At 62.0% G+C, this 24,924-nt stretch carries 25 protein-coding genes and 1 riboswitch; of the genes, 18 read left to right on the top strand and 7 right to left on the bottom strand.

Annotated elements, in window-relative coordinates:
- Positions 1 to 15: 15 nt before the first annotated feature.
- From M1D89_RS18410 to M1D89_RS18390, 5 genes are all read left to right on the top strand, one after another.
- Positions 16 to 513: a DUF805 domain-containing protein gene (locus tag M1D89_RS18410; RefSeq protein ID WP_498645726.1), complete on the top strand. Its 498-nt coding sequence runs from the start codon at positions 16 to 18 to the stop codon at positions 511 to 513.
- A 128-nt stretch (positions 514 to 641) separates the two neighbouring features.
- Positions 642 to 1,862, top strand: coding sequence for an L-2-hydroxyglutarate oxidase (gene lhgO / locus M1D89_RS18405; protein WP_498645724.1), 1,221 nt, complete (start codon positions 642 to 644; stop codon positions 1,860 to 1,862).
- Positions 1,863 to 1,939: 77 nt separating this feature from the next.
- On the top strand, positions 1,940 to 2,155 hold the full coding sequence (locus M1D89_RS18400; protein WP_498645723.1) for a hypothetical protein: 216 nt from the start codon (positions 1,940 to 1,942) through the stop codon (positions 2,153 to 2,155).
- Positions 2,156 to 2,281: 126 nt separating this feature from the next.
- The gene (locus M1D89_RS18395; RefSeq protein ID WP_017199882.1) at positions 2,282 to 2,584 is read left to right on the top strand and encodes a DUF4193 domain-containing protein; all 303 of its coding nucleotides are present in this window, start codon (positions 2,282 to 2,284) and stop codon (positions 2,582 to 2,584) included.
- Between the two features lie 216 nt (positions 2,585 to 2,800).
- The gene (locus M1D89_RS18390) at positions 2,801 to 3,346 is read left to right on the top strand and encodes an AMIN-like domain-containing (lipo)protein (protein WP_498645719.1); all 546 of its coding nucleotides are present in this window, start codon (positions 2,801 to 2,803) and stop codon (positions 3,344 to 3,346) included.
- Positions 3,347 to 3,458: 112 nt separating this feature from the next.
- Here the strand turns inward: M1D89_RS18390 and M1D89_RS18385 are convergent, their stop codons facing one another.
- From M1D89_RS18385 to M1D89_RS18375, 3 genes are read right to left on the bottom strand one after another with little or no spacing between them, the layout of a single operon-like run.
- The gene (locus tag M1D89_RS18385; protein WP_498645716.1) at positions 3,459 to 4,997 is read right to left on the bottom strand and encodes an APC family permease; all 1,539 of its coding nucleotides are present in this window, start codon (positions 4,995 to 4,997) and stop codon (positions 3,459 to 3,461) included.
- Between the two features lie 12 nt (positions 4,998 to 5,009).
- Entirely contained in the window at positions 5,010 to 6,020 is a 1,011-nt protein-coding gene (locus M1D89_RS18380) for an agmatine deiminase family protein (RefSeq protein WP_498650995.1), read from the bottom strand.
- Between the two features lie 11 nt (positions 6,021 to 6,031).
- The gene (locus tag M1D89_RS18375) at positions 6,032 to 6,163 is read right to left on the bottom strand and encodes a hypothetical protein (protein WP_498645714.1); all 132 of its coding nucleotides are present in this window, start codon (positions 6,161 to 6,163) and stop codon (positions 6,032 to 6,034) included.
- 317 nt (positions 6,164 to 6,480) lie between these two features.
- Here M1D89_RS18375 and M1D89_RS18370 point away from each other — a divergent pair, with 317 nt between their 5' ends.
- On the top strand, positions 6,481 to 8,106 hold the full coding sequence (locus M1D89_RS18370; RefSeq protein ID WP_498645712.1) for an HNH endonuclease: 1,626 nt from the start codon (positions 6,481 to 6,483) through the stop codon (positions 8,104 to 8,106).
- Between the two features lie 82 nt (positions 8,107 to 8,188).
- On the opposite strand, the gene map is transcribed toward M1D89_RS18370, so the two are convergent.
- Positions 8,189 to 8,968 (bottom strand): type I methionyl aminopeptidase, encoded by a 780-nt coding sequence (map, locus tag M1D89_RS18365; RefSeq protein ID WP_498645710.1) that lies wholly within the window; start codon positions 8,966 to 8,968, stop codon positions 8,189 to 8,191.
- A gap of 67 nt (positions 8,969 to 9,035) precedes the next feature.
- Here map and M1D89_RS18360 point away from each other — a divergent pair, with 67 nt between their 5' ends.
- Positions 9,036 to 9,338, top strand: a complete 303-nt coding sequence (locus M1D89_RS18360; protein ID WP_498645708.1) for a helix-turn-helix domain-containing protein — start codon at positions 9,036 to 9,038, stop codon at positions 9,336 to 9,338.
- 2 nt (positions 9,339 to 9,340) lie between these two features.
- On the opposite strand, the gene M1D89_RS18355 is transcribed toward M1D89_RS18360, so the two are convergent.
- Positions 9,341 to 9,922 carry a helix-turn-helix domain-containing protein gene (locus M1D89_RS18355; protein ID WP_498645706.1) on the bottom strand — a complete coding sequence of 194 codons (582 nt, stop codon included), beginning with the start codon at positions 9,920 to 9,922 and terminating at the stop codon, positions 9,341 to 9,343.
- 109 nt (positions 9,923 to 10,031) lie between these two features.
- Between M1D89_RS18355 and M1D89_RS18350 the strand changes: the two genes are divergently transcribed.
- Both M1D89_RS18350 and M1D89_RS18345 read left to right on the top strand, forming a co-directional pair.
- Positions 10,032 to 11,033 carry an NAD(P)/FAD-dependent oxidoreductase gene (locus tag M1D89_RS18350; RefSeq protein WP_498650994.1) on the top strand — a complete coding sequence of 334 codons (1,002 nt, stop codon included), beginning with the start codon at positions 10,032 to 10,034 and terminating at the stop codon, positions 11,031 to 11,033.
- 112 nt (positions 11,034 to 11,145) lie between these two features.
- Positions 11,146 to 11,358 (top strand): hypothetical protein, encoded by a 213-nt coding sequence (locus M1D89_RS18345; protein WP_498645704.1) that lies wholly within the window; start codon positions 11,146 to 11,148, stop codon positions 11,356 to 11,358.
- A 110-nt stretch (positions 11,359 to 11,468) separates the two neighbouring features.
- Here M1D89_RS18345 and M1D89_RS18340 read toward each other — a convergent pair whose 3' ends face one another.
- Positions 11,469 to 12,692, bottom strand: coding sequence for an amidohydrolase (locus M1D89_RS18340; protein WP_498645702.1), 1,224 nt, complete (start codon positions 12,690 to 12,692; stop codon positions 11,469 to 11,471).
- Between the two features lie 90 nt (positions 12,693 to 12,782).
- Here M1D89_RS18340 and M1D89_RS18335 point away from each other — a divergent pair, with 90 nt between their 5' ends.
- On the top strand, positions 12,783 to 13,442 hold the full coding sequence (locus tag M1D89_RS18335; RefSeq protein WP_498645700.1) for a cyclodeaminase/cyclohydrolase family protein: 660 nt from the start codon (positions 12,783 to 12,785) through the stop codon (positions 13,440 to 13,442).
- A gap of 50 nt (positions 13,443 to 13,492) precedes the next feature.
- Here M1D89_RS18335 and M1D89_RS18330 read toward each other — a convergent pair whose 3' ends face one another.
- Positions 13,493 to 15,043: an MFS transporter gene (locus M1D89_RS18330; RefSeq protein ID WP_498645698.1), complete on the bottom strand. Its 1,551-nt coding sequence runs from the start codon at positions 15,041 to 15,043 to the stop codon at positions 13,493 to 13,495.
- Positions 15,044 to 15,115: 72 nt separating this feature from the next.
- Between M1D89_RS18330 and M1D89_RS18325 the strand changes: the two genes are divergently transcribed.
- The 8 genes from M1D89_RS18325 (at position 15,116) to M1D89_RS18290 (ending at position 24,870) form a co-directional block, all read left to right on the top strand.
- Positions 15,116 to 15,655 carry a TetR/AcrR family transcriptional regulator gene (locus M1D89_RS18325; protein WP_498645696.1) on the top strand — a complete coding sequence of 180 codons (540 nt, stop codon included), beginning with the start codon at positions 15,116 to 15,118 and terminating at the stop codon, positions 15,653 to 15,655.
- Positions 15,656 to 15,748: 93 nt separating this feature from the next.
- Positions 15,749 to 15,846: riboswitch (glycine riboswitch) on the top strand.
- A gap of 180 nt (positions 15,847 to 16,026) precedes the next feature.
- Entirely contained in the window at positions 16,027 to 18,873 is a 2,847-nt protein-coding gene (gcvP, locus tag M1D89_RS18320; RefSeq protein WP_498645694.1) for an aminomethyl-transferring glycine dehydrogenase, read from the top strand.
- Between the two features lie 9 nt (positions 18,874 to 18,882).
- Positions 18,883 to 20,031, top strand: coding sequence for a glycine cleavage system aminomethyltransferase GcvT (gene gcvT / locus M1D89_RS18315; RefSeq protein WP_498645692.1), 1,149 nt, complete (start codon positions 18,883 to 18,885; stop codon positions 20,029 to 20,031).
- Positions 20,032 to 20,305: 274 nt separating this feature from the next.
- Positions 20,306 to 20,692: a glycine cleavage system protein GcvH gene (gene gcvH, locus M1D89_RS18310; RefSeq protein WP_024819780.1), complete on the top strand. Its 387-nt coding sequence runs from the start codon at positions 20,306 to 20,308 to the stop codon at positions 20,690 to 20,692.
- A gap of 436 nt (positions 20,693 to 21,128) precedes the next feature.
- The gene (locus M1D89_RS18305; protein WP_498645690.1) at positions 21,129 to 22,541 is read left to right on the top strand and encodes an L-serine ammonia-lyase; all 1,413 of its coding nucleotides are present in this window, start codon (positions 21,129 to 21,131) and stop codon (positions 22,539 to 22,541) included.
- A gap of 42 nt (positions 22,542 to 22,583) precedes the next feature.
- Positions 22,584 to 22,835, top strand: coding sequence for a hypothetical protein (locus M1D89_RS18300; RefSeq protein WP_498645688.1), 252 nt, complete (start codon positions 22,584 to 22,586; stop codon positions 22,833 to 22,835).
- A 15-nt stretch (positions 22,836 to 22,850) separates the two neighbouring features.
- The gene (locus M1D89_RS18295; protein ID WP_498645687.1) at positions 22,851 to 23,672 is read left to right on the top strand and encodes a DNA/RNA non-specific endonuclease; all 822 of its coding nucleotides are present in this window, start codon (positions 22,851 to 22,853) and stop codon (positions 23,670 to 23,672) included.
- Positions 23,673 to 23,781: 109 nt separating this feature from the next.
- Positions 23,782 to 24,870, top strand: a complete 1,089-nt coding sequence (locus M1D89_RS18290) for a lipid II:glycine glycyltransferase FemX (protein ID WP_498645685.1) — start codon at positions 23,782 to 23,784, stop codon at positions 24,868 to 24,870.
- Positions 24,871 to 24,924 lie beyond the last annotated feature (54 nt).

Genomic DNA, 24,924 nt, shown 5'->3' with positions numbered 1-24,924 from the left:
CCGGGGGATATAACAATGAGCACATACCCGCAACAACCGCAGCAGACCGAACAGTACGGTGCACAGGCCGGCGAGCCGCCGCTGTGGGCCCCGTACTACGGCGCCCCGATTGGCGCCGCCGTCAAGCGTTTCTTCAAGAAGTACGCCGACTTCTCCGGCCGTGCGAGCCGTAGCGAATACTGGTGGTGGACCCTGGTTTCCGCCATCGTAACCACCATTCTCAACACCCTCGCAACAGTCGTCGGCTCAGCAGGAGCAACCGTCAGCGATTCTGGAACGGTCACTCTCGGTGGCGGAGCCATTGCGTTCTATGTCATCCTCGGCATCTGGGGCCTCGCAACGCTAGTCCCGTCGCTGGCACTGCTGGTTCGGCGCCTGCATGACGGTAACTTCACTGGCTGGCTTGCACTGCTTGTCCTGGTGCCGTTCCTTGGCGTCCTTGCAGTATTCGTCCTCTCGCTCCTGCCGTCCAACCCGGCCGGTCAGCGCTTCGACAAGCCCACGGCTGCCTAGTCGATCACGCATCAAAAAAAGGGGTGGCACTTCGTGTGCCGCCCCTTTTTACGTGCCATCTCCGTGCCCGCGCCACGCTGTGAAATGCTGTGACTGACACGGACCGACCCCCAATGACGAGGAGTGCCATGTCCAACCCTCTACAGATGAGGACCATCAAGCGTTGCGCCGTGGTGGGTGGTGGCATCATTGGTGTCGCGGTGGCGAGGGAACTTGCCAACAAACTGGACGAGGCCCAGGTCACCGTCTACGAAAAGGAAGACCGGCTCGCCGCACACCAAACCGGGCATAACTCGGGCGTCGTCCATGCCGGCCTTTACTACGAACCCGGAGGGCTAAAGGCAAAGCTGTGCCGCAGGGGAGTGGAGCTGCTGCAGGAATTCTGCGCCATGAAGAACCTGCCCTACGAAGCATGCGGGAAGCTGGTCATCGCCCAAACACCCGGGGAATCCCAGCGGCTGGACAACATCTTCGCCCGAGCCGTTGCCAACAGCGTTCCCGGCGCACGGATGCTGCATGGCAAGCAGATACGCGAGGTGGAGCCGAACGCCGTCGGACTTTCAGCTTTGCACTCACCGGAAACGGCGATCGTTGACTACCCGGCCATCACCAACGCGCTCGCCGACGACGTCCGCAGCTCGGGCGGGACCATCCGCCTGGAGCAGGAGGTCATAGCGCTCGAGCAGCAGGGCAGTGGAGTGGTGGTCACCACCAAGGACGGCGGCGAACACTACGACCTTGTTGTGGCCTGTGCGGGCCTCCAGTCAGACCGCGTGGCCGAGGCGGCTGGCGAACCGGAGACGCCGCGCATCGTGCCATTCTTCGGGCAGTACTTCCTCTTGGGTAAGGAAGCCCGGGATCAAGTGCGTGGCCTGATTTACCCGGTGCCGGACCCCAAACATCCGTTCCTCGGAGTACACCTCACCAAACGCATCGACGGTGAAATGATGCTTGGTCCGAATGCGTTTATTTCCTTCGGACGCGAGTCCTATGCATGGAGTGAGGTGAATGTGCGCGACGTCCTGAATTACACGCTCTTTCCAGGATTCTGGAACTTCGCCCGGCAAAACGTGCCCTCAGCTGTTCGTGAATTCCAGACCGTCGTGAGCAAGAAAAAGTTCATCCGGGAGGCCATGCGCTTTGTACCCTCACTGGAGGGTGCCACCATTCTTCCGGGCACCCGCGGCGTCCGCGCGCAGGCCATGAACGGTGACGGTTCGCTGGTGGACGACTTTGTGATTGCACGACGACGGGACGCAGTTTTGGTGCGCAACGCACCGTCCCCCGGGGCTACTTCGTCCATGGCGATAGCGGAGTACATCGTGGAGCAGGCTTTGCAGGACCGATAAACCGTATTGCGTGACAGTTAACAAGCCCGTGACCAACCGGAAACCGGGCCCAAACCCAGAGTGGCTACCGTTGCCGCATGATCGGATCACTGGCCTCGCTTGCCACCTCAATCGGCACCACCATTGCGGCCTGGATCGAGGCAGCCTACGTCCTGGATTGCACGGCCGAAGAGCACGCCGAGGCCCAGGGATACATGACTAATCTGGCGTGGCTCCCGGCTCTCAGCGGTGTAACAGTGGCCAGCGCCCAGGCCATCCAAGCGCACGCCGCGAGGGCGGGCACAGGGTCCTAGAAGGCGCTCGCAAAGCTGCAGAATGTCGCGTTGGGCACACCATTCGTTTATCGCGTGTAACATGCCCTAAACTGCTTCACTGAGGTGCCGAGATAGGCACTATGCAGCAACGAAAGCGAACCCTCAATGGCTACTGATTACGATGCCCCGCGCAAGACAGAAGAAGAGTCTCCCGCTGAGTCGCTTGAAGCCCTTCAGGCATCACGTGGGAACACTGCACAGACTGCGGTCATCGACGTCGAGGAAAACGATACGGCTGAAGGAATCGACCTCCCCGGCGCCGACCTTTCCGGTGAAGAACTGACCGTCATTGTGGTCCCGGAGCAGTCTGACGAATTCACGTGTGGCTCCTGCTTCCTGGTCCGCCACAGGTCCCAGATTGCGCTGGAAAAGAACGGTCTTAAGTACTGCAAGGACTGTGAAGGCTAAGTAACGCCCGGGTCTCGTTATCTTGGGTTACGAACACGTGCCTGAAGAGCCCTTGAGGGCCTGGTAAAGACCCATAAATCCGGCCATCAATCACCCTCCTGTGACCACACTGGCGCCCATTTAACGGTTGCGCTCCGAAGCGGCCACAACCCATCCAAAGCCCCCGATGCGCCCCTACTGTTGAAGTATCAACTTCGCCTGAAGGGGGCACAAAAAATGAGGAAATTTGGAGCGGGTTTGGCAGCGGTCCTGGCAGCTGCAGGGCTCGGTCTAGTGGCGCCGGGGCCAGCCTCGGCAGCAACATACTGCGGTATCTCGTGGGGTTCCATGGCTAAGGCCGATCTCGACTGGAGCTCCGCCCATGTCACTGGCGTTCGCACTGGACAACAGCCCTGCTACGACCGTCTGGTGATTGATATGACCGGCAAGGTGGCCGGTTACGTGGTTCAGTACGTTCCAGTGGTGACCCAGGATGCCACTGGCTACCCCATTCCTGTGCTGGGGGACGCCGATCTTCAAGTGATGGTGACGGCGCCGTCGTACAACCAGTACAGCCAGCCGACCTACGAACCGGCAGCCAAGGCCGAACTGTCCAACGTTTCCGGGTACCAGACGTTCCGGCAGGTTGTTTTCGCTGGCAGTTTTGAAGGCACCACGAGCGTCGGGCTGGGCGTCCGGGCTCGGCTTCCGTTCCGGGTGTTCACCTTGGACGGGCCCGACGGCGGTTCTCGCCTAGTGGTGGATGTGGCCCACCGCTGGTAGGAAGCGCTGCCGCTACTCCCCAAAACACGGGAAAGCGGCGAGTTCGCGGGAAACTTCCCTGCGAACTCGCCGCTTTCCTACGAAGTCGGTGGAAGGCGAACTCTGGTCGCGGTTACTCCGGAACTACGAGGGCGGGAGTATCCTTCCGGATGGTCTCGCCGCGGAAGAAGCCGGGCCGAACGCGGGACATGATCAGCATGACCACGGCACCCAAGGCCAGGATCCCGATGCCCAGGACGAACACGAGCCCCACGCCGAAGATCTCCGAGCCGCTGCCGAACTCGGGAGCCCAGCTGTCCACGGCGGTTTGCAGGAACACCACGAACAGCCCTACGCCACCGATCAGCGGGCATACGAGTCGCAGGAAGAAGTTCCTGGCGCTGGAGAACACGCTGTTACGGAAGTACCAGACGCAGGCGATGGCTGTGAGTCCGTAGTAGAAGCAGATCATCAGGCCCAAGGCCAGGATGGTGTCGTTCAGGACGTTCTCACTGATCACGTGCATCACCGCGTAGAAGCCCGCGGAAAGGACACCCGCCGCAATGGTGGCGAAGCCCGGCGTCGAGAACTTCTTGCTCATGTGGCTGAAGCGCTCCGGCAGGGCGCCGTAGTGGGCCATCGCCAACAGGCTGCGCGAAGGCGAGGTGAACGTGGACTGCAGGGACGCTGCAGAGCTGGAGAGCACTGCGAGGGACATGAGGATGGCGAACGGACCCATCACCGGAGATGCGAGTGCAGTGAAGACGTTGGCGTGGTTTTCCTCGTTGTTCAGGCCGATTCCGGTGTCTCCGACGCCTGCGAACATCAACGTGGCGATAGTGATCAGGAGGTAGATGCCCAAGACGATCACGGCCGTCAGGGTTCCGGCAAGACCGGCGGTTTTCTTGCCGTTGGCGGTTTCCTCATTCACCGTGAGGCAGACGTCCCAGCCCCAGTAGACAAAGATTGACAACGAGATGCCGGCAGCGATCTGGCCGAAGGTCTCGATCTTGGTGACGTCGAACCAGTCCCAGCTGAACGGGACAGCAGTTTCGGACGTGGACCAGTTAGCGAAGGCCATGGCGACGAACAGTCCGAGTACCAGCAACTGGAAACCGACCAGACCGTACTGGACGATCTTGGTGGTGTGCAGTCCGCGGTAGCTCACCCAGACGGCAAGCGCCACGAAAACGAAGCACGTGGCAACGTTGAGCAGCTTGTTTGAGGCGAGGTCGGCGAGCTCGGGTGAGCCCGTGGCCTGCGCAAGGAAGAGGTAGAAGAAGTCCACGGCGACGCCGGCCAGGTTGGACAGGACAATGATGTTGGCTGCGAGCAGGCCCCAACCGCCCATCCAGCCTACCCACGGACCGAAGGCCTTGGTGACCCAGGTGAAGGTGGTGCCGCTGTCCGGGGAGTCTGCGTTGAGTTCCCGGTAGGCCAGCGATACGAGGATCATCGGGATGAACCCGATCAGGAAAATGACGGGCAGCTGGAGCCCGACTTCATTGACGGTTGGACCAAGCGCACCGGTCAGCGTGTACGCCGGGGCGATGGTTGAAATGCCAAGAACGACGACGGCGAGGAGCCCCAACTGCCCCGTCTTAAGTCCCTTGCCGCTAATGTTGTGCGACTCTGCAGCTTCATTGCCGCTGCGGCGGATTGTCTGGCTCATGTGAGGCCCTTTCTAGATGGCCGAAGGCTGCTGCTGGGTAATGCAGTGGATACCGCCGCCCCGTGCGAAGAGTTCGCGCGCGTCAACACCGACTACGCGGCGTCCGGGGTAGGCGTCGGCGAGAATGCGGAGTGCTTTCTCGTCCATGGGGTCGTTGAAAGTGCAGGCGATAACACCGCCGTTGACCACGAGGTGGTTGATGTAGCTGTAGTCCACAAACCCCTCGTCGTCGCTAAGGGTTACCGGGGCGGGAACTTCGATGATGTTCCAGTCCCGGCCAGCTGCGTCATGGGTGGTGCGCAGGAAGTCGATGATCTCGCGGGACACCTTGTAATCGGGGTGCTCGGGGTTCTGCTGGGAATGGACCAGGAGGGTGCCCGGGCTCGGAATCGCGGCCACGATGTCCACGTGACCGCGGGTGCCGAACTTTTCGGAGTCCCGAGTGAGGCCGCGAGGAAGCCACACCACGTGGGTAGCGCCGATGGTGCGGGCAAGTTCCTGCTCAATGTCTGCCTTGGTCAGGCCGGGATTGCGACCCTGGTCGAGCTGAACAGTCTCAGTGACCAGGACGGTGCCTTCACCATCAACCTGAATGCCACCGCCCTCGTTGACGATCCCCGAAGGGAGATGCTGGGCGTTGGCGCGGCGGCTGATGTCCTCGGCAATGAGCGAGTCCTTGTCCCACTCCGCCCAGTCCTGAGCGCCCCAGCCGTTGAAGATCCAGTCCACGGCGCCCAGTTGCTTGTTGGAATCCAGTACGAACGACGGTCCAATGTCCCGCATCCAGGCATCGTTGAGTTCAGCGGTAACTACCTCAACGCGAGGGTCCAGATAGCGCGCGGCGGTGTCGACGTCGTCGGCCGATACAACCATGGTGACCGGCTCGAACTCAAGGATGGCGTTAGCCACCGCAGCCCAAGTGGAACGTGCCGCGTGGGCCTCTTTTTCGGTGTCACCCAGGGTGTATCCGCCGGTGGGGAAAGCCATCCAAACGCGATCCTGTGGACCCGTTTCCGACGGCATACGCCACGCGCTCACGCGGTAGCTGCCTGGGTTTGTTTTGCGGCTGGATTGGCGTGGGGATGGACCAGTCCGGCCGGGTGGACGTGTGTTGCCGGACGGGCGGCGATGGAAGCCCGGGCTTCCGGATGTCTGATTTCAATCATGGGGGGCTTTACTCCGTGAGACGACAGTCACTAAATGAATAGCGTTCATTTAGTATGACCGGAGTCACCCTCCAGCGCAAGGTGCGAGTGGCGGCCCCTCTTTTGTGACCGGCGTGCGTTCCTCGAAGCGGGGTGGACCGGGCCGGCAGGTCCCGCGTTCGTTCGCTGCGCGGGCCGCACAGCGGTGGGTCATACGGATTGGGGCGGGATTCGGGGTGTGCTGAGTTCGGGGGTGGTTGATTTTGGGGGGTGGTTGGTTTTCCACATAGGAGGATTGCGGTCTTATTGCGTTCTCTGGTGGCTGGAAGAGTGGGGGCATGGAGCAACTACGGGAGGGCGAGGCGATTGATGCAGTCGTGCTTCGTCGCGATCCGGAGGGCTCTCCGGATGGGCCCCGGGTTTCCGATGTCCTCTCGCTCCTGAGCACTGTCCGCTTGGGCGCCGATAGTGCCGGGCTGATCGAGCAAATCCGGGGGTTGGAGAACCTGAAATCGGCAATTTCCGCTGTGCATGCACGGGCGGCTGTGGCTTTCGATCTCGCCCAGCGCCGGGAGCAGGAAGCAGCCGGGGTCCCTGTGTCCGATCGTGGCCAGGGCGTGGGTGCTCAGGTGGCGTTGGCGAGGCGGGAGTCACCGAACCGCGGGTCCCGGTTGCTTGGTTTGGCGAAGGCCCTCGTGATGGAGATGCCACGGACTTTGGCTGCGTTGGAGACGGGCCAGTTGAATGAATGGCGTGCCACGCTTTTGGTGAAAGAGACCGCGTGCCTCTCTGTTGAGGACCGGTGCGCGGTGGATGAAGAGCTCGCCGCCGATACCGGGACCTTCGATGGTGCCGGGGATAAGGTGATCGTTGCGGCGGCGAAAGCTGCCGCGTATCGGCGGGATCCCCGGTCCGTGGTCGGGCGTGCCAGCCGGGCCGCCGCCGAACGGACCGTGAGCCTGCGCCCGGCGCCGGACACCATGACCTACCTGACCGCCCTGCTTCCCGTCGCCCAAGGCGTAGCCGTCTACGCAGCCCTGAGCCGGGCGGCCGATTCGGCACGTTCCAGCGGTGATCCAAAATCCGTCGGGGGCGCGGGGTCTGTCGGGGTTGTCCGGAACCGTGGCCAGGTCATGGCCGACACCCTGGTCGAACGCGTCACGGGCGCACCCGGCGGGGTCTCGGGGGTCAACCTGGACCTCGTCATGACCGACCGCACCCTCTTCCAAGGCGACAGCGAACCAGCCCGGCTTCAGGGCTACGGAATCGTCCCGGCCGAATGCGCAAGGGAACTGCTCGGATCGGGACAAGCCGAAAGTTCACGGCCGCCAGCTAACTCCGGACGGTCAGCAGCCCCACCGCAGGGTGCCGGTGGCGTACCAACCGGAACCGGGAAAGCTCCCTCGATGCAAGCGAACGCAAGTCACGAGCAATCAGCCCAGGACCAGGAGCTCACCGTCTGGCTTCGCCGGCTCTACACCGCGCCGGGCACGGGCGAGCTCCTGAGCATGGACTCCAAAGCACGGCTCTTCCCTGGCCGTATGCGGCGCTTCATCGAAACCCGCGATGACATCTGCCGCACCCCTTACTGCGACGCGCCCATCCGGCACATCGATCACATCGTCCCGTGGCACTCAGGCGGAACCACCACCCTGACCAACGGAGCAGGTCTGTGCGAAGCCTGCAACCACACCAAAGAAAACCCGGGATGGAAGTGTAGGCCGCTTGCCGAAGACGTGCACACTCTGGAACTTCGCACGCCCACAGGACATACGTATCGGTCCAAGGCGCCAGCGCTGCCAGGTTACGTCCGATCTGCGGCGCCTTCATCGGAGCTGCCCGAGCCTGCTGCACGCCCAAGCCCGTCGCCAACTAAACCTTCCACTGAGGCTGCCGACTCTCTGCGCCCAGGCAGGGAATCACCAGCGGCCATGGTCGGAGTCCAAGGGTGCGCGGTCGTTTGATTCCTCCGGTCGGGTATCGACTGCCTGCCCCAGCGACTGCTGCCCCGGCGATAGACCTGCCAGGAGGCCAACCTGCCGGAACTTAGCTGACGAGTGTCGGTAGAGTCAGGATCTCTGCTCCGTCGTTGGTGATGGCAATGGTGTGCTCACTGTGGGCGGTGCGGCATCCTGTCACGCTGCGGAGCGTCCATCCGTCGGCGTCGGTGACAAGCTCGGCGGTGTCGGCCATGACCCATGGTTCCAGCGCGAGCAGCAAACCGGGGCGCAGCTTGTAACCGCGGCCGGGGCGTCCCATGTTCGGCACATGCGGGTCCTGATGCATGGTGGAGCCAATGCCGTGGCCTCCGAACTCGGTGTTGACGGGGTAGCCTGCGTCGCTGAGGACCGAACCGATTGCGTAGGAGAGATCCCCAATGCGGGCACCGGGCCGGGCCGCCGCTATGCCTGCGCGCAATGCCCGTTCGGTTGCTTCGATCATCGCGACACTCTCCGCCGCCTTCGACTCGCCCACGATGAAGCTGATAGCCGAGTCTGCTGCGATTCCGTCCTTCAGAACGGCCAGGTCGAGGGTCAGCAGGTCGCCGTCGGCCAGTTTGTAATCCGTGGGCAATCCGTGAAGGACGGCGTCATTGACGCCCGTGCAGATGTAGTGGCCGAACGGTCCACGGCCGAAGGAAGGAGCGTAGTCGACGTAACAGGAGACGGCCCCGGCTTCCAGGATCATGCTCTTTGCCCACCGGTCTATGTCCAAGAGATTTGTGCCTACAGTTGCGCGGCCCTTGAGCGTGTGCAAAATGTTGGCGACCAGGGTGCCGGCCTCCTTTGCACGGCCTAGTTCTGTGCGGCTCAGGATCTCAATCATGCGGGGCCTTTCGTACGAAAACCAATAACTATCCCGGCCATATTATCCCGGTATTACAATTGGAGCCATGGTCAGGTTGCCGCTTACACCCGCAGAGGCCGAGCGCGGACAACGCCTCGGTGCTCTTTTGCGTCGCGCCCGGGGTGAGCGCTCCATGCTGGAGACGGCGCTCGACGCCCGCGTCTCGCCCGAGACGCTACGAAAGATCGAGTCGGGCCGGGTTGCGACACCGGCTTTTCCTACCGTTGCTGCAATTGCCGATGTCCTCGGACTCTCCCTCGACGAGGTGTGGGCCGAAATGAACAGGCCAGACCATGGTGTTGAGTCAGGCAGCTCGCGTCGGAACGCGCGCGAATGGTTGGCTTCGTAGCCTCAGCGTTTGGGCCGTGCCCGCACGTGAAGCCGTTCACCCTGCTGCCCGAAGAGGGTTAGCAACTCCACGGGTTCTGTGGTGGCGCTGGCAAACCAATGCGGTGTGCGCGTATCAAATTCCGCCACCTCGCCCGGTTTCAGGACAAAGTCGTTCTCACCCAGTACCAACCGCAGCTTGCCGTTGAGGATGTACATCCAGTCGTACCCCTCATGGGATTGGGGCTGTGGAATCTCTTTTCCAGTGCCGCTCTTCAGCACCATTTTGAAGGCTTGTATGCCGCCGGGGCGTCGGGTCAGGGGAACCGCAGTTCCCCACTCGTGAACGTGCGGCTTGAGGTGAATGCGGGGATCGCCCGTTTCCGGAGCGTCAATCAATTCTTCCAGCGGCACCTGATGCAACCTGGCAATGGGAAGGAGAAGTTCCAGTGTCGGTTTACGTTGGCCTGATTCCAGCCTTGAGAGCGTGCTGACAGAAATGCCTGTAACTTCCGAAGCCTCCGCGAGGGTCACATTGCGTTGGGTCCGCATGGCACGCAGGCGAGGGCCGACGGCGTCGAGCATTGTGCTGAAATCGGTAGTCATGCCTTCCAGTTTGCCATATTGGCAAACTTCCTTGCTGATTCTGACCTTACAGGCCAACCATGGAAGGAACGGCAGAGGGCCGTTTGATACACGTGGAGGCATCGTGAGTATGGAAACAGCGAACAACCGAGTGGGCGAGGAGTACGACGTCGTGGTGGTGGGAGGTGGCGCGGCTGGGTTAAGTGCTGCTGTTACCTTGGGCCGGGCCTTGCGGTCCGTCTTGGTTATCGACGCCGGCGAGCCCAGGAATGCGCCCGCAGCCGGGGTGCACGGATTCCTGTCCCGCGACGGGATCAATCCCAAAGAACTGCTTGAACTGGGACGAGCAGAGGCGCTCCAGTACGGGGCGGACCTCGTGTCCAGCGTCGCGGTTGGGGCACGTTCGACGGCGAACCCAACGGACGGATCCGATCTCACCTTCGAGGTGGACCTGGCAGATGGCAAAACAGTGAGGGCTCGCCGCTTACTCGTCACCACGGGGCTTGCCGACATCCTGCCCGACGTTGAGGGCATCCGGGAACGTTGGGGCCGTGACGTTCTGCACTGCCCGTATTGCCACGGTTGGGAGGTTCGGAACAAAGCCATCGGAATCCTGGGTTCAGTGCCAATGGCCCTGCACCAAGCGTTGCTGTTCCGCCAATGGAGCCCCAACATCACCTTGTTCCTCAATGACGTTGTGGAGCCGACGGAAGAACAGTGGGAGCAACTGGCTGCCCGCTCCATCACGGTGGTGGACGGGAAAGTCCAGGCGCTCGAAGTAACTGACGACGCGTTGACTGGAGTGGTCCTGGCCTCGGGAACGGTGATACCGGCGGACGCCGTTGTCACCGGCCCACGGTTGGAGGCGAGGTCCAGCGTGTTGGAGTCTCTGGGCGTCCCAACTGTGGAGCACCCGATGGGCGTCGGGACCCATGTTGAAGTGAACCCTCTTGGAGGGGCAACATCGGTACCCGGAGTATGGGCCGCCGGGAACGTCACGGATCTGACCGGGCAAGTGATGGCCTCCTCAGCCGCAGGTGTCATGGCAGGCGCTTCCATCAATGCGGATCTCATGATGGAGGAAACCAGGAGGGCTGTAGAGGAAGCGCGCCAGACAGCACTAGCCCACTAAGCCTGTGTGTAACTACGCGGGAAAATGCTCCAACTGATCACAAAGCACAAAACCATCGACGTGAGGGCACAGTCCGAGGACGATTAAGGGACAGCCACTAAGGAGGTTGGACATGTGCTACGCGTACTATGACGACTTCGAGCGGCGCACGAAGAAGGACTCCGTGCGCAAGCCTGAAGCGCACACGTCTGAGACACCCAAGGATCAGGAACCTGCACAGAACCGTCCACGGACGGAAGGAACACTGTGGACTTTCCTGGCCCGCCGTCGCAGGGAATCCGAGGTTTCCGAACCGAGGATCGACCGCATCCGCGAGAAGGTCTAGGCACCCCTGGATCCGATCCAAGGAGCTGGACCCGATAGCAGAAGTAAGCAAAAGGAAAGGCGCTGCTCTCGCAGCGCCTTTCCTTTGCAGGCTTGCCCTGCGAGATACAGCTAGGACTTAGCAGCCAAGTATTCCCGGGCAGCCGTCACCAGTGCTTCCGTTCCGTGCGCCAGCGTCGGCTGGATGACGGGCGCAAAGTACGGCGAGTGATTCGACGGAATGTCCTCGGGAAGGCGACCGGTTGTGGCCCACTCCTTGAACAAGGAAGGCTCGGCACCACCAAGGAACCAGAAGACCAGTGGGGCGCCGGCAGCCTTTGCCAATGCTCCCACGTCTTCGCTTCCGGACACAGGTCCAGGGTCGATGATCCGGGTTTCGCCGAACTTTGCCTTAAACGCTGCGGACACCCTCTCGGTGGCAGCTTGGTCGTTAACGGTCAGGGGGAAATGCTCTTCGAAATGAATCTCCGGTTCCTTTGGGGCACCCGAAGCTGTGGCTTCCCCTTTGGCAATGCGCTCAATTGAACCGAGGATCTTATCCCTGGTGGCATTGCTGAATGTACGGACGCTGAGGCCCAAAGTGGCCGTTTCCGGGATGATGTTGTTCTTGGTGCCAGAGTGAATCTGCCCAACGGTCACCACTGCGGAGTCACTGGCGGCGAGCTCACGCGACACAATGCCCTGCAACCGCACAGTGGCTGCCGCAGCCATCAGAACCGGGTCAATGGTGGTCTCCGGACGTGATCCGTGACCACCCCGCCCATGCAAGGTGATGTTGAGGGAATCGGCAGATGCCATGGTGACGCCGGGACGGATACCGAACCATCCGGCGGGGAAGGGGGCCACGTGTTGGCCCAGGACGACATCGGGTTTGGGCACTGAATCGTACAATCCGTCGGCAACCATGGTTTCGGCCCCGCCGCCCCATTCTTCAGCCGGCTGGAAGAGCGCGATCAGGGTGCCTTGCCACTCATGACGCTGCGCGGCCAGAACATCCACAGCACCAACGAGGCAGCTCACGTGCACGTCATGTCCACAAGCATGCATGACCGGCATGTCCTTGCCTTCATGATCAACACCCACAGCGGAGCTTGCATAATCCAAACCTGTTGCTTCCTTGACCGGCAGGGCATCCATGTCGGCCCTGAGCATCACCACCGGTCCAGGCCCATTGTCCATAACGCCCACAACCCCGGTCTTTCCGATGTTGCGATGAACGGTGAAGCCAAGATCTTCGAGATAGCCCGCGGCGATCCCGGCCGTTCGGGTCTCCTGGAAGGACAACTCAGGATGGGCATGTAGGTCCTTATAAAGCTCTTCGAGGTCAATGGTCATGAGTCTGCCCTTTTCATTCGACGCCTGGGTCTGGCCAGTGTATCCAGCCCGAAGCTGCAAAGGCCGGGAAGCCCCGGCACACTGGATGGCATGAACGATTCTGAATCAGTCACCACCCAGCAATCCACCGTTGAGGAATGGACTAAGGCCTTGGCGGAATCCACGGGCTCGCCAGGCGGGGGCGCGGGGACCGGGGTCATGCTCTCCATCGCGGCCTCCTTGACGTCCATGGTGGCCGGATATACCGAGGCGGAAGAGACCCAGCGCGAACAGCTGACCGGCATCCACTCCCGGGCGCACGAACTTCGACGAACTGCCCTTCAACTAGCCGACGACGACGCTTCCGCCTCCAACGCCTTCGGCGCTGCCTTCCGCCTGGACCCCGGCCCTGAACGCGACGACGCGATACATCAAGCATCCGTCGACGCTGCCAAGGCATCAGCAGTTCTGGGGGAGCGGGCCATCGACGCCATTGAAGACCTCGGCTGGCTCGCTTCCAACGGAAATCCGGCGCTGATCGCTGACGTCGTAGTTGGCTTCGGAGCCCTCCGCGCAGCAATAGCCGGAGCCAGAACCAACGTGAGCTTCGACCTCGCATCCCTGACCTCCGCAGGCGCCACACTCGAGGGAGTCAGGGAACAGCATCCAGAGCTATGGAATACGGTCACTCGGCTCAGCGACGCCCTCGACAGGATCGACGAACTAACCGCCGGCGTCGACAAAAAAGCGGCGCCGACCGAAGCTATCTAGCTTCAGCCGGCGCCGTGTTTACTACTACTGCGCCTTCGGCGCTGTGCCCGTTACTGCGCCTTCGGCACACGCCGGAGTACGACGGCGGCGAGCACTGCCGCGCCGGCCATCAGTACCAGCCCAATCGCCGCAGTGATGTGGACGCCGGACTCGAAAGCTGTCCGGGCGGCCACCGTCAGCGCCTCCGACAATGGGGCCGGAAGGGCAGACGCCGCATCAACAGCGCCTGCGAGCGTTTCAGTGGACTTGCCGGCCGCTTGCGTGGATACACCGTCCGGAATGATGAGGTTGTGCTGGTAGGAAGCAGTGAGGATCGACCCAAGCACCGCCGTTCCCAGGAGGGACCCCAACTCATAACCGGTCTCGGAAATAGCCGAGGCTGCCCCGGACTTGTCGGCCGGTACTGAGGCAAGGATGAGGTCGTTGGAGATGGTCTCCGCGGCCCCAACGCCCACTGCGAGTACGGTCAGGGCTGACAACAGAAACACGGGTCCGCTGCCGTGGTCACCCACAACCACAATCAGGTATCCCGCGGCGCTGAGCGTCAGGCCCGCGGCCACAACGAAACCAGGCCGAACGCGCTTGACCAGCGGCACCACCAGCAGGCCGGCGACGACAGTGGCCAGGAGAGCGGGAATCATCGCGATGCCGGCCTCCATGGGGGACTGGCCCTCAACAAGTTGCAGGTGCTGGGCGAAGAAGTAGATGAAACCCGTCATGGAGAAGAGGGACAGGACGTTCGCCACGATTGCGGTACTGAACACCTTGTTCTTGAACAAAGAGACGTCCAGCATGGGGCTCGCGATCCGCTGCTGGCGGCGAACGAAGATAATGCCCATCACTACGCCAAACCCCATGAAGGCAACCGCGGACGCCCCGAAACCATGAACCGCGAATTCCTTGATGCCGTAAACGAACGGCGCCATGGTGACTACGGACAGGACAATGCTGGGCACATCCACCCGGCCAGGATTGGCGTCCTTGGACTCGGGGATCAGCACCCGGCCGAAGGCCAGGAGCGGCAGGAGCAGGAAAGCCGCCACCAGGAACACGGCACCCCACCAGAAGTGCTCCACCAGCCAGCCACCGAAGATCGGACCAAGAGCGGCACCACCGGAGAAACCGGCGGCCCAGACGGCGATCGCGAGCCGACGCCGGTTGGGATCGGTGAAGATGTTCCGGATCAGGGAAAGGGTTGACGGCATCAGCATGGCGCCGAAGACACCCAGGCCCGCGCGGCCGGCGATGAGCCACTCAGCGGAAGGCGCGAAGGCCGTAGCAGCCGAAACCGCAGCGAAGCCCGTGCTGCCGATCAAAAGCAGCCGACGTCGTCCGATCCTGTCGCCCAAGTTGCCCATCGACACCAGCAATGCGGCGAGGACCAGCGGGTATGCATCAACAATCCACAGCAATTGGACACCGCCCACATCCAGGGAACGGGCGATTTCGGGCAGAGCGAAAGTGAGCGCGGTGTTGTCGACGGCCACCAGCAGCACCGGAAACATCAGGAGCGCCAGTGCCGTCCAGTCGCGCCACGGTGCTGCCTGGCCCTTAACGGGATGAGCGGAACGGGGTGCTTGGGTTGAGGACGGCGAGAACATGTAACTTACTGTACCGTCCAGACGGTACAGTTTCAAATAGAAGCCGGTAAGCCTTTAGGGAATGATGGATACATGCCACGAAAACCAGTTGCCCGGGACGCCGTCCTGGATGCCTTCGAAGCCCTCCTTATTGAGGTGGGGGAGCGTGCCGCCACGCTCGACGCCGTTGCCAAGCGGGCAGGCGTGTCCAAAGGCGGGCTGCTCTATCACTTTCCCAATAAGGAAGCGTTGATCGCGGCACTTCTGGAACGCCTGGACTTGCTCGCCCAAGAAGATACCGAACTGATGAAGGCTGCCCCCGATGGTTCAGCCACCTACTTCATCCGATCCTCGCTCTGGGCAGATACGCCCATGGACCGGGCCTTCGTCGCTGCCACAAGATTGGCCGAAGTTGCCCACGAGGAAACCCGTCGCAGGTTTGCCGCGATCCAGCAGCGGTGGTTGGACGTGCTCGCTGAGGACGTTGGGCCGGAGGTCGCCAAGGCCGTCAGCTACATGGGTGACGGCCTCTATTTCAACGCGATTTTTGAAGGCGGACAGGAGGGAGGCAACGCCGGGCGGGAGGCCGACGTCGAAATCCTGCTGGGAGTCCTTGAGCGGTTGCGGAAGTAGCGGGCCATCCATTTGCTGCAGGGCCCGGCACGTAGGACAATTAACACTCGTGGCGTGCCTTAAGCGGTGCCCACACACAACTGAACATGCCTTTGATCTGCGGCGGGAGAGTCCTGCAAGCAAGTGATGCAGGCGCCGTAGGAGCAAACCCTCCCCAGGAATCTCTCAGGCCCACGCACCGCCGCGGCTAGGCAACTCTGGAAAGCAGCAGGTACTCAGCCCACCTTCGGGTCGAAGAGTGCTGTGCTCACCGACGGTGCAAGCGATGGTTGTTCACGCAACGCGCGGAAACTCTCAGGTCCAATACAGAGCGGGGAGGAACCCAGCCGCTGTGGCGTCCCCAAACGCTGCCCAAGTAATGGAGTTCCTTCGTGACGGTTAGTTCTGCCTCCACCACCTTCGTCGATCGGCATATCGGCGCCCGCCGCCAGGCCGACATTGAGACCATGCTCAAGTCCGTCGGCTACGACACTGTTGATTCGCTGGTCGACACCGCCGTCCCGAACGACATCCGCCAGGAAGTTGCCCTTACCCTGCAGAACGCGCTGAGTGAAGTTGAAGTTCTGGCCGAGCTGCGCAAGCTCGCTTCCAAGAACAAGACGGCCGTTCAGATGATCGGCCAGGGCTACTACGACACCGTGACGCCGCCCGTGATCCGCCGGAACATCCTCGAATCGCCGGCTTGGTACACCGCCTACACCCCTTACCAGCCGGAAATCTCGCAGGGCCGCCTCGAAGCGCTCCTGAACTTCCAGACCATGGTCCAGGACCTGGTTGGGCTTCCGATTGCCAACGCGTCCCTACTGGATGAAGCAACTGCAGTGGCCGAAGCCGTGCTGATGATGCGCCGAGCCAACAAGAACAAGGCTGTCCAGGATGGCAAGACCGTCCTCGACGCTGACTGCCTCCCGCAGACCATCGCCATCGTCAAGGGGCGTGCCGAGGCGCTCGGCTTCGAAGTCGAGGTGGCTGACCTTTCCTTGGGTCTGCCGGAAGGTGCCATCAACGGCGTCGTCCTCCAACAACCCGGCGTTTCCGGCCGCGTGTTCGATCATTCTGCCGTGATTGCCGACGCCAAGGAGCGCGGTGCGCTGGTTACCGTTGCTGCCGACCTCCTGTCCCTGACCCTCATCACCCCTCCAGGCGAGCAGGGCGCCGACATCGCCGTTGGTTCGGCGCAGCGCTTGGGCGTTCCGCTCTTCTTCGGCGGCCCGCACGCCGCATACATGGCCGTCCAAAAAGGCCTTGAGCGTTCCATGCCCGGCCGTCTGGTGGGCGTTTCCAAGGACGACGCCGGTGTCCCCGCCTACCGCTTGGCGCTGCAGACCCGCGAGCAGCACATCCGCCGCGAGAAGGCGACGTCCAACATCTGCACCGCGCAGGCGCTGTTGGCCATCGTGGCCTCGATGTACGCCGTTTATCACGGCCCTGAAGGTTTGAAAGCGATCGCCGAAACCGCCCACGGCCACGCCCGCACGCTTGCAACGTCACTGAAGGCTGCCGGTGTCGAGGTCCTCCACGGTTCCTTCTTCGACACCATCACCGTCCGCGCTCCCGGCAAGGCTGCTGAAATCGTCGCCGCTGCCGAGGCCAAGGGCATCAACCTCCGAGGCATCGACGCTGACACGGTTGGCATCTCTGTTGATGAAACCACTACTTCCGAGATTGTCGCCGACGTCGCCTCGGTCTTCGACGCTTCAATACTTGAGTCCGCCGAAGGCTTCGCGCTTGAGGCTTCCGTTGAGCGTACGAGCGATTTCATGCAGCACCCGGTGTTCAACACCCACCGCTCCGAAACCCAGCTCCTTCGCTACATCCGTAAGCTCTCGGACCGCGACCTGGCACTGGACCGCACCATGATCCCGCTGGGTTCCTGCACCATGAAGCTGAACGCCACGGCTGAGATGGAAGCCATCTCCTGGCCGGAGTTCGCCTCCATCCACCCCTTCGCTCCGGATTCCCAGACCGAGGGCTGGCGCGAACTCATCACCGACCTCGAATCCCAGCTGACCGAGATCACCGGCTACGACCAGGTCTCCATTCAGCCGAACGCCGGTTCCCAGGGTGAGCTCGCCGGTCTGCTGGCCATCCGCGGATACCACCTGTCGCGCGGCGACGAGCAGCGCAACGTCTGCCTGATCCCCGCATCGGCCCATGGCACCAACGCAGCCTCTGCTGTGCTGGCGGGCATGAAGGTTGTGGTGGTGGCCACGGCTCCCGACGGCACCATCGACCATGTTGACCTCAAGAACAAGATCGAGGCCAACCGGGACGCGCTCTCGGCCATCATGATCACCTACCCATCCACGCACGGTGTGTACGACGCCGACGTCCGCGAAGTCTGCGATGCCATCCACGAGGCCGGCGGCCAGGTGTACATCGACGGTGCCAACCTCAACGCCCTGGTCGGCCTTGCACAGCCGGGTAAATTCGGCGGCGACGTCTCCCACCTGAACCTGCACAAGACGTTCTGCATCCCTCACGGTGGTGGCGGTCCGGGCGTTGGCCCGGTTGCTGCCAAGGCACACCTCGCGCCGTTCATGCCCGGTGACGCTGCATCGTGGACCGAAGGCAACGACGTCCCGATCTCGGCGTCCCGCTTCGGTTCGGCCGGTGTCCTGCCGATTTCCTGGGCCTACGTGAAGCTCATGGGTGGCCAAGGCCTCACCGAAGCAACCAAGTCCGCGCTGTTGGCCGCGAACTACATCGCTTCCCGCCTCAACGAGCACTTCCCGGTCCTCTACACCGGCGAGGGCGGACTCGTGGCTCACGAGTGCATCCTGGATCTCCGCGAACTGACGGCCAAGACCGGCGTCACCGCTGAGGACGTTGCCAAGCGCTTGATCGACTTCGGCTTCCACGCCCCCACCCTTGCCTTCCCGGTTGCCGGAACCTTGATGGTGGAGCCAACTGAGTCCGAGGACCTTGTGGAGATCGACCGCTTCATCGAAGCCATGATCACCATCCGCAAGGAAATCGACCAGGTCGCCCATGGTGATTTCACCGTCGAGAACTCGCCGCTGCGCAAGGCACCCCACACCGCTGCCGCCGTCGTGAGTTCTGACTGGGATCGTGCGTACCCGCGCGAGCAGGCCGCCTTCCCGGTCCACCACCTCAAGCAGGACAAGTACTTCCCGCCCGTCGGCCGCATCGACGGCGCAGCCGGTGACCGCAACTTGGTGTGTTCCTGCCCGCCGATCGAAGACTTTGAAAACTAAGGACAGGTCATGACTGAGAACTACACAGCTCTGTACGAAGAGCACAAGAAACTCGGCGCGTCCTTCACCGACTTCGGCGGCTGGCAGATGCCCCTCAAGTACTCCTCGGAGTTGGCTGAGCACCACGCCGTCCGCAAGACCGCGGGCCTGTTCGACCTCTCCCACATGGGCGAAGTCTGGGTCACCGGTCCCGAGGCTGCTGCCTTCCTGGACTACGCCTTGGTGGGCAAGATCTCCGCCATGGCCGTCGGCAAGGCCAAGTACTCGCTGATCTGCCAGGAAGACGGCGGCATCATCGACGACCTCATCACCTACCGTCGCCCCTCTCCCCAGGAAGGCACCGACAAATTCCTGGTGGTTCCGAACGCCGGTAATGCCAAGGTTGTTGCCGCGGCGCTGCTGGAGCGCGCTGCAGCTTTCGACGTGGTTGTTGAGGACGCTTCCGCTGAGACTTCGCTGATCGCAGTTCAGGGGCCGCTTGCTGAGGCCATCCTCCTCCGCCTGGTCCCGGCCGAACAGCACGCCCTGGTCACCGACCTCAAGTACTACGCGGCGGTTGAAGTTCCGTTCACGTTCGACGGCGGCACGCAGGACCTGCTGCTGGCCCGCACCGGGTACACCGGCGAAGACGGCTTCGAAATCTTTGTAGCCAACGACTCCGCAGCAGCGCTCTGGCAGGCCATCGCCAACGCTGCTGAAGAAGGCGAGCTGATCCCGGCCGGCCTTGCCTCCCGCGACTCACTCCGCCTCGAAGCCGGCATGCCCCTCTACGGCAACGAACTCTCCCGCGAAGGCAACCCCTTCGCAGCGGGACTCGGCCCCGTGGTGGCACTGTCAAAGGAAGGCGACTTCGTAGGCAAAGAGGCACTCGCTGCCCTCAAGGCCGACGGTGCCGGCTCCACCAGCGGCCGCAAACTCGTTGGCCTCAAAGGCCTGGGCCGCAGGGCCGGACGCGGTCACTACCCGGTCCTCAAGAACGGCGCAGTGGTCGGCGAAGTCACCTCCGGTCAGCCCAGCCCGACGCTTGGCTACCCGGTAGCGTTGGCGTATGTCGACGTCGAGCACTCAGAGCTTGGAACCGCGCTGGACATTGACCTGCGGGGCAAGTCTGAGCCGTTCGAAGTCGTCGCACTGCCGTTCTACAAGCGCCAAAAGTAAGCGGGGGTCGTCCCGCCGGGTCGCCTTGGCCCGTCGGGTCCGCCATCCTCCGCGGGCTCGGTCGCCTAAGCGCCCGCTGGGCGGACGCGAGGCTTCCTTAGACGGCCGCTTCCGGATACCGGGCCCGATGGGGCTGCGCACCTCACCAGGACCCGCGGCCGCTCTGGCGCCCCTCGAACCGCTAAGGTGCTGAGGGAGTGGCAACCGGCCGTATGTATTCCTGTCAGCGCACCTCGCCAGCCATTGTTTTGATCAACCACAGTAAGGAAACAGAATGCCCAAAGTAGCGCCCGAACTTCAGTACTCCGACGAACACGAGTGGGTTTCCCGCGGAGATGGGAACTCCGTGTCCGTTGGTATCTCCGAGGTTGCCACCGACGCACTGGGTGACATTGTGTACGTTGACCTGCCTGAGGTTGGTTCTTCCGTGACTGCGGGCGAGACCTGCGGTGAAGTTGAGTCCACCAAGTCGGTATCGGACTTGTACTCGCCCGTCACCGGTGAAGTCACGGAAATCAACGACGCCGTTGTTTCCGACCCCGCCCTGATCAACAACGACCCCTATGGCGCCGGTTGGTTGTTCAAGGTTGCCGCCGAGTCCGAGGGCCCCCTGCTCTCGGCTGAGGAATACGCCTCCAAGAATGGCGGAGACCTCTCCTAGGTTCCTGAGGTGGCCCGTTGGGTCCGACATCCTCTGCGACCTCGGTCGCAAAGACGCCCGCTGGGCGGACGTGATGCTCTCTTGGACGGTCGCTGCCGGATGCCGGTCCCATAGGGGCCACATCACGCTCGTCCTCCCGCCGATTCGTGGGCTGGCTGCGGAGTGTGCCGTGCGAACGGCATGTTTGGCAGCGGAACCCCCGTATTGGATGGTGGAGGCCGCGGAGGACGTCGGCCGATGGGCCGAACTCAACGGGCATCAAACGTGCCCAGGGCGTAGCGTGGGATTGTAGAACTGAATAAAATTGCGACGCCGGGTTGCCGCCTTTGGGGGCCATCCGGCGTCGTGCTTCGGTCGACCTCCGCCATAAGCGGGGCGGCCCTCCGGCAGGACCATCTGCCGGACCGTTTTCAAGCTTTGTTAAGGAATCCCGACCATGGCTGTTGGCGTTTTCGATCTGTTTTCCGTGGGTATTGGCCCGTCGAGTTCTCATACCGTGGGGCCGATGCGGGCCGCTGCTGTGTTCGCTGGTGAGCTCAAGGACGCCGGTGTCCTGGGCTCGGTGGCGTCGTTGCGGGTTGACCTATATGGCTCGTTGGCTGCCACGGGTCGTGGGCACGGCACCATGACGGCCACGCTGCTGGGCTTGGAGGGGTATCACCCGGAGCTGATCCTGCCTGACGAGGTAGAGGAGCGGCTCGCGACGATCGCTGAAACTGGTGTCCTGAATCTGGCCGGTGCCTCCGGCGAAGGCGTGGAGCTGCCGTATACGGTGGAGGATATGGTCTTGCATCCGTTGACGGTGTTGCCGCGGCATACGAATGGGATGAAGTTTGCTGTCTCTGATGCTGAGGGGAAGGTGCTGAGGGAGGCGACGTTCTTTTCGGTTGGTGGTGGGTTCATTGTCCGTGAGGGTGAGGAGAGCGCTGCGCAGCGGGAGTTGGAGGAGTCGAAGAAGGAGTTGCCGTTGCCGTTCAGGACGGCTGCGGAGTTGCTGGGCCGGTGCGCGTCGAAGGGTTTGGGGATTTCCGAGATCATGTTCATCAATGAGCGTGCGTCCCGGTCCGAGGAGGAGATCCGGGAGGGTCTGCTGCATATTTGGTCCGTGATGGAGGCCTGTGTTGAAACGAGCCTGAAGCGTGAGGGTGTGTTGCCTGGGGGGTTGAAGGTTCGTCGTCGTTCTCCTGATTGGTTGGAGCGGTTGTTGAAGGAGGACAAGGACCGGAACGATCCTAAGTACTGGCAGGAGTGGGTGAACCTGATCGCGTTGGCGGTCAATGAGGAGAACGCTTCTGGTGGGCGGGTGGTGACGGCGCCGACGAATGGTGCTGCGGGGATCATTCCTGCGGTGCTGTATTACGCGTTGAATTACGCGCCGGGGATGGACAAGGCCACGCAGGCCGATCGGGACGATGTGGTGGTGAAGTTCCTGCTTACTGCGGGTGCGGTGGGTGTGTTGTATAAGGAGCAGGCGTCCATTTCCGGGGCTGAGGTTGGTTGTCAGGGTGAGGTGGGTTCGGCGTCGTCGATGGCTGCTGCTGGGTTGGCTGAGGTGATGGGTGGTACGCCGGGTCAGGTGGAGAACGCGGCGGAGATCGCGATGGAGCACAATCTGGGGTTGACGTGTGATCCGATCGGGGGGTTGGTGCAGATTCCGTGTATTGAGCGGAACGCGATCGCGGCGGCGAAGGCGATCAACGCGGCGAAGATGGCGTTGTGGGGTGATGGGACGCATCGGGTGTCGCTGGATGAGGTGATCGTGACCATGCGTGAAACGGGCAAGGACATGTCCTCCAAGTACAAGGAAACCGCGATGGGCGGCCTCGCCGTCAACGTCGTCGAATGCTGAGTCTGTAGGCTGTGACTTCAGAACGTGTCTTTGGGGGAGCACATGAAAGATGAAGTAAATCCCATAATTCCAACGGTTTGGGAGACCGCAGTACTGGGAGCCGGAGCAGTGGCGGTTCTCCTGGTCGCGGCTGCTCTGATTCTGGTACTCAGCACGAAATCCTTCTCACCCGGAGTTCGGATTGCGTTGGCGGTGCTGGTGTTCGCTGCCCCTGTCGCTGGCCCGCTGGTGGGCATTGTTTTGGTGCTCCTTGAGCGGCGAAAGGCCCGACGCCCTATTTCTGTCAGTCCCTGATGCCATGCTGTATCCATGAGCGGGGGATACAGCAGGGACTTTTTGCGGACACGGCTTGAACTGCCCAGTCCGTCGGCAACGACGACACTTTTGGACTACACCCACTTTTCTGTACGCTTCCGGGCTTCCCGGAAGCTCGCAGCGATTGTGGGTGTGAACATCAACGGCAAGGAACTGATACCCCTGGCCCGCGAGGGTTCTTGGCATTTGGATGACAGGATCCCACGGGAGCAGCAGGCTGGCCCGGATCTGTACAAGAACAATGCGTTTGATCGCGGGCACTTGGTCCGGCGGCTGGATCCGGTGTGGGGCGATGCCGCAACAGCCAAAAAAGCCAACCAGGACACCTTTAGTTACACCAACGCGGCACCACAGATTGATGACTTCAATCAAGGCAAGGAACTTTGGGTAGGGCTCGAAGACCACGTTTTGGGCCACGCCGACGCGCATGAAGCAAAGCTGAGCGTTTTCACGGGGCCGGTGTTCCTCCATGACGATCCTGTCTATAGGGGAGTTCAGATCCCTCGAAAGTTCTGGAAGATCGCGGCATGGACCAACGATGCCAATCTGGCCAGCGTCGGCTTTGTCCTGGATCAATCGCCGATGTTGGGCAAAGTAGAGCTGAATAAAGCGATCAGCCAGCGGCTCCTTGACGGTGAGCCGCCGCCGCTGGGACCGTTCAGGACGTTCCAAGTCCCTATTGGGCAGATCGCGGACCTTACCGGGCTCCGCCTCAGCAGGCTCATCAATGCGGACCGCCTTGTCAGGGGCCAGCTGCGATCCGGCCTTGAGCCGCGGGCCATCAGGCTGGAGAAGGCAGACCACATAAGGCTCTAAACCCTTGGTAAATCAGCAGAATCGGGGGATATCCACATACCCCGATAGACTTGGGGCTGCATGTCCGCATGCGCACTACGCTTTTGAACACTGCATCAAAACCCTGAGATTGGACACGGCCACCTTGCGAGAATTTACCGCCCGCTTTGCCACCGCCGAGGAAATCGATAACTGGGACAAGCACGTGACGGCGAATCCGAACGGCGGCAACATGCTGCAGTCGGACGCCTACGCGGCAGTCAAGGACGGTAACGGCTGGTTGGTCCGCCGGCTCGTCATCGAGACTCAGGAGTACAGCAGTTACAACTTACTCCTGGAGAAGAAGTTCCCTGTGATGGGGCGCCTCTGGTACCTCATCAAGGGACCGGATGTCGCAGATATCAGCGACATCCAGCCCGCCTTGAAAGCAGTAGCCACCCTGGCCCGTGAGAAGAAGATGAACGTCTTCACCATCAAGATCGAGCCTGACATTGAGGACTCGGCTAAGGCCGTGGCAGAACTTCAGGCTGCTGGCCTGGTGAAGGCTCCCAACATCCAATCCAACGACTCCACGGCCCTGCTGGACATTTCAGCGCCCGCAAATGAAGTCTTGCGCAGCATTTCCTCACGTGCCCGCAACGCAGTTCGCAGGGCTGAACGCGAAGGCTGCGAAGTGATTCAGGCCGAGCCTGGCGAAGACAGCTACCGCAAGCTCTACGCCCTCATGCAGAACACCGTTAATGCCAAGGGCGCCATGCCGCTGCGGAGCTACGAGTACTACTCCAAGTTCTGGGAAGAGTTCTGCAGCCGCGGCCAGGGTCACTTCTTCTTCATCCACGAGGACGGTGCACCAAGTGTTGGTGCTTTCGTCATCAACTACGGATCCAAAGCAACGTACAAGGACGGCGGTTCCACGCAGAACCGCAAGCAGTACGGTGACTCCCATCTGGCCCAGTGGGCGGCGATTCAGCGCATGCAGGAACTTGGATGCGTGGAGTACGACTTCTGTGGCACGCCCCCCGCCGCGAGGATCAAGGACAAGACCCACCCTCTGTACGGCATGGGATTGTTCAAGACGAGCTTCACCAAGACCGTCACGGACTTTGTGGGTTGCTATGACCTTGTCCTGGGACCTTTCCGCCACAAGCTGTGGCTCAAGGGTGCGGAACGCATCTTCCGCCGACTCGAAACCATGCGTACCGGCGGCCAGTTCTACTGACGGCCACCCGCAGCCAGCAAACCAACTTCAGGCCCGCCCCGGCCACCAACGGGT

Source organism: Arthrobacter sp. D3-18, from assembly GCF_054408525.1.
The sequence above is the reverse complement of the archived record's forward strand: the minus strand, read 5'-3'. Positions and strand labels throughout refer to the sequence as shown.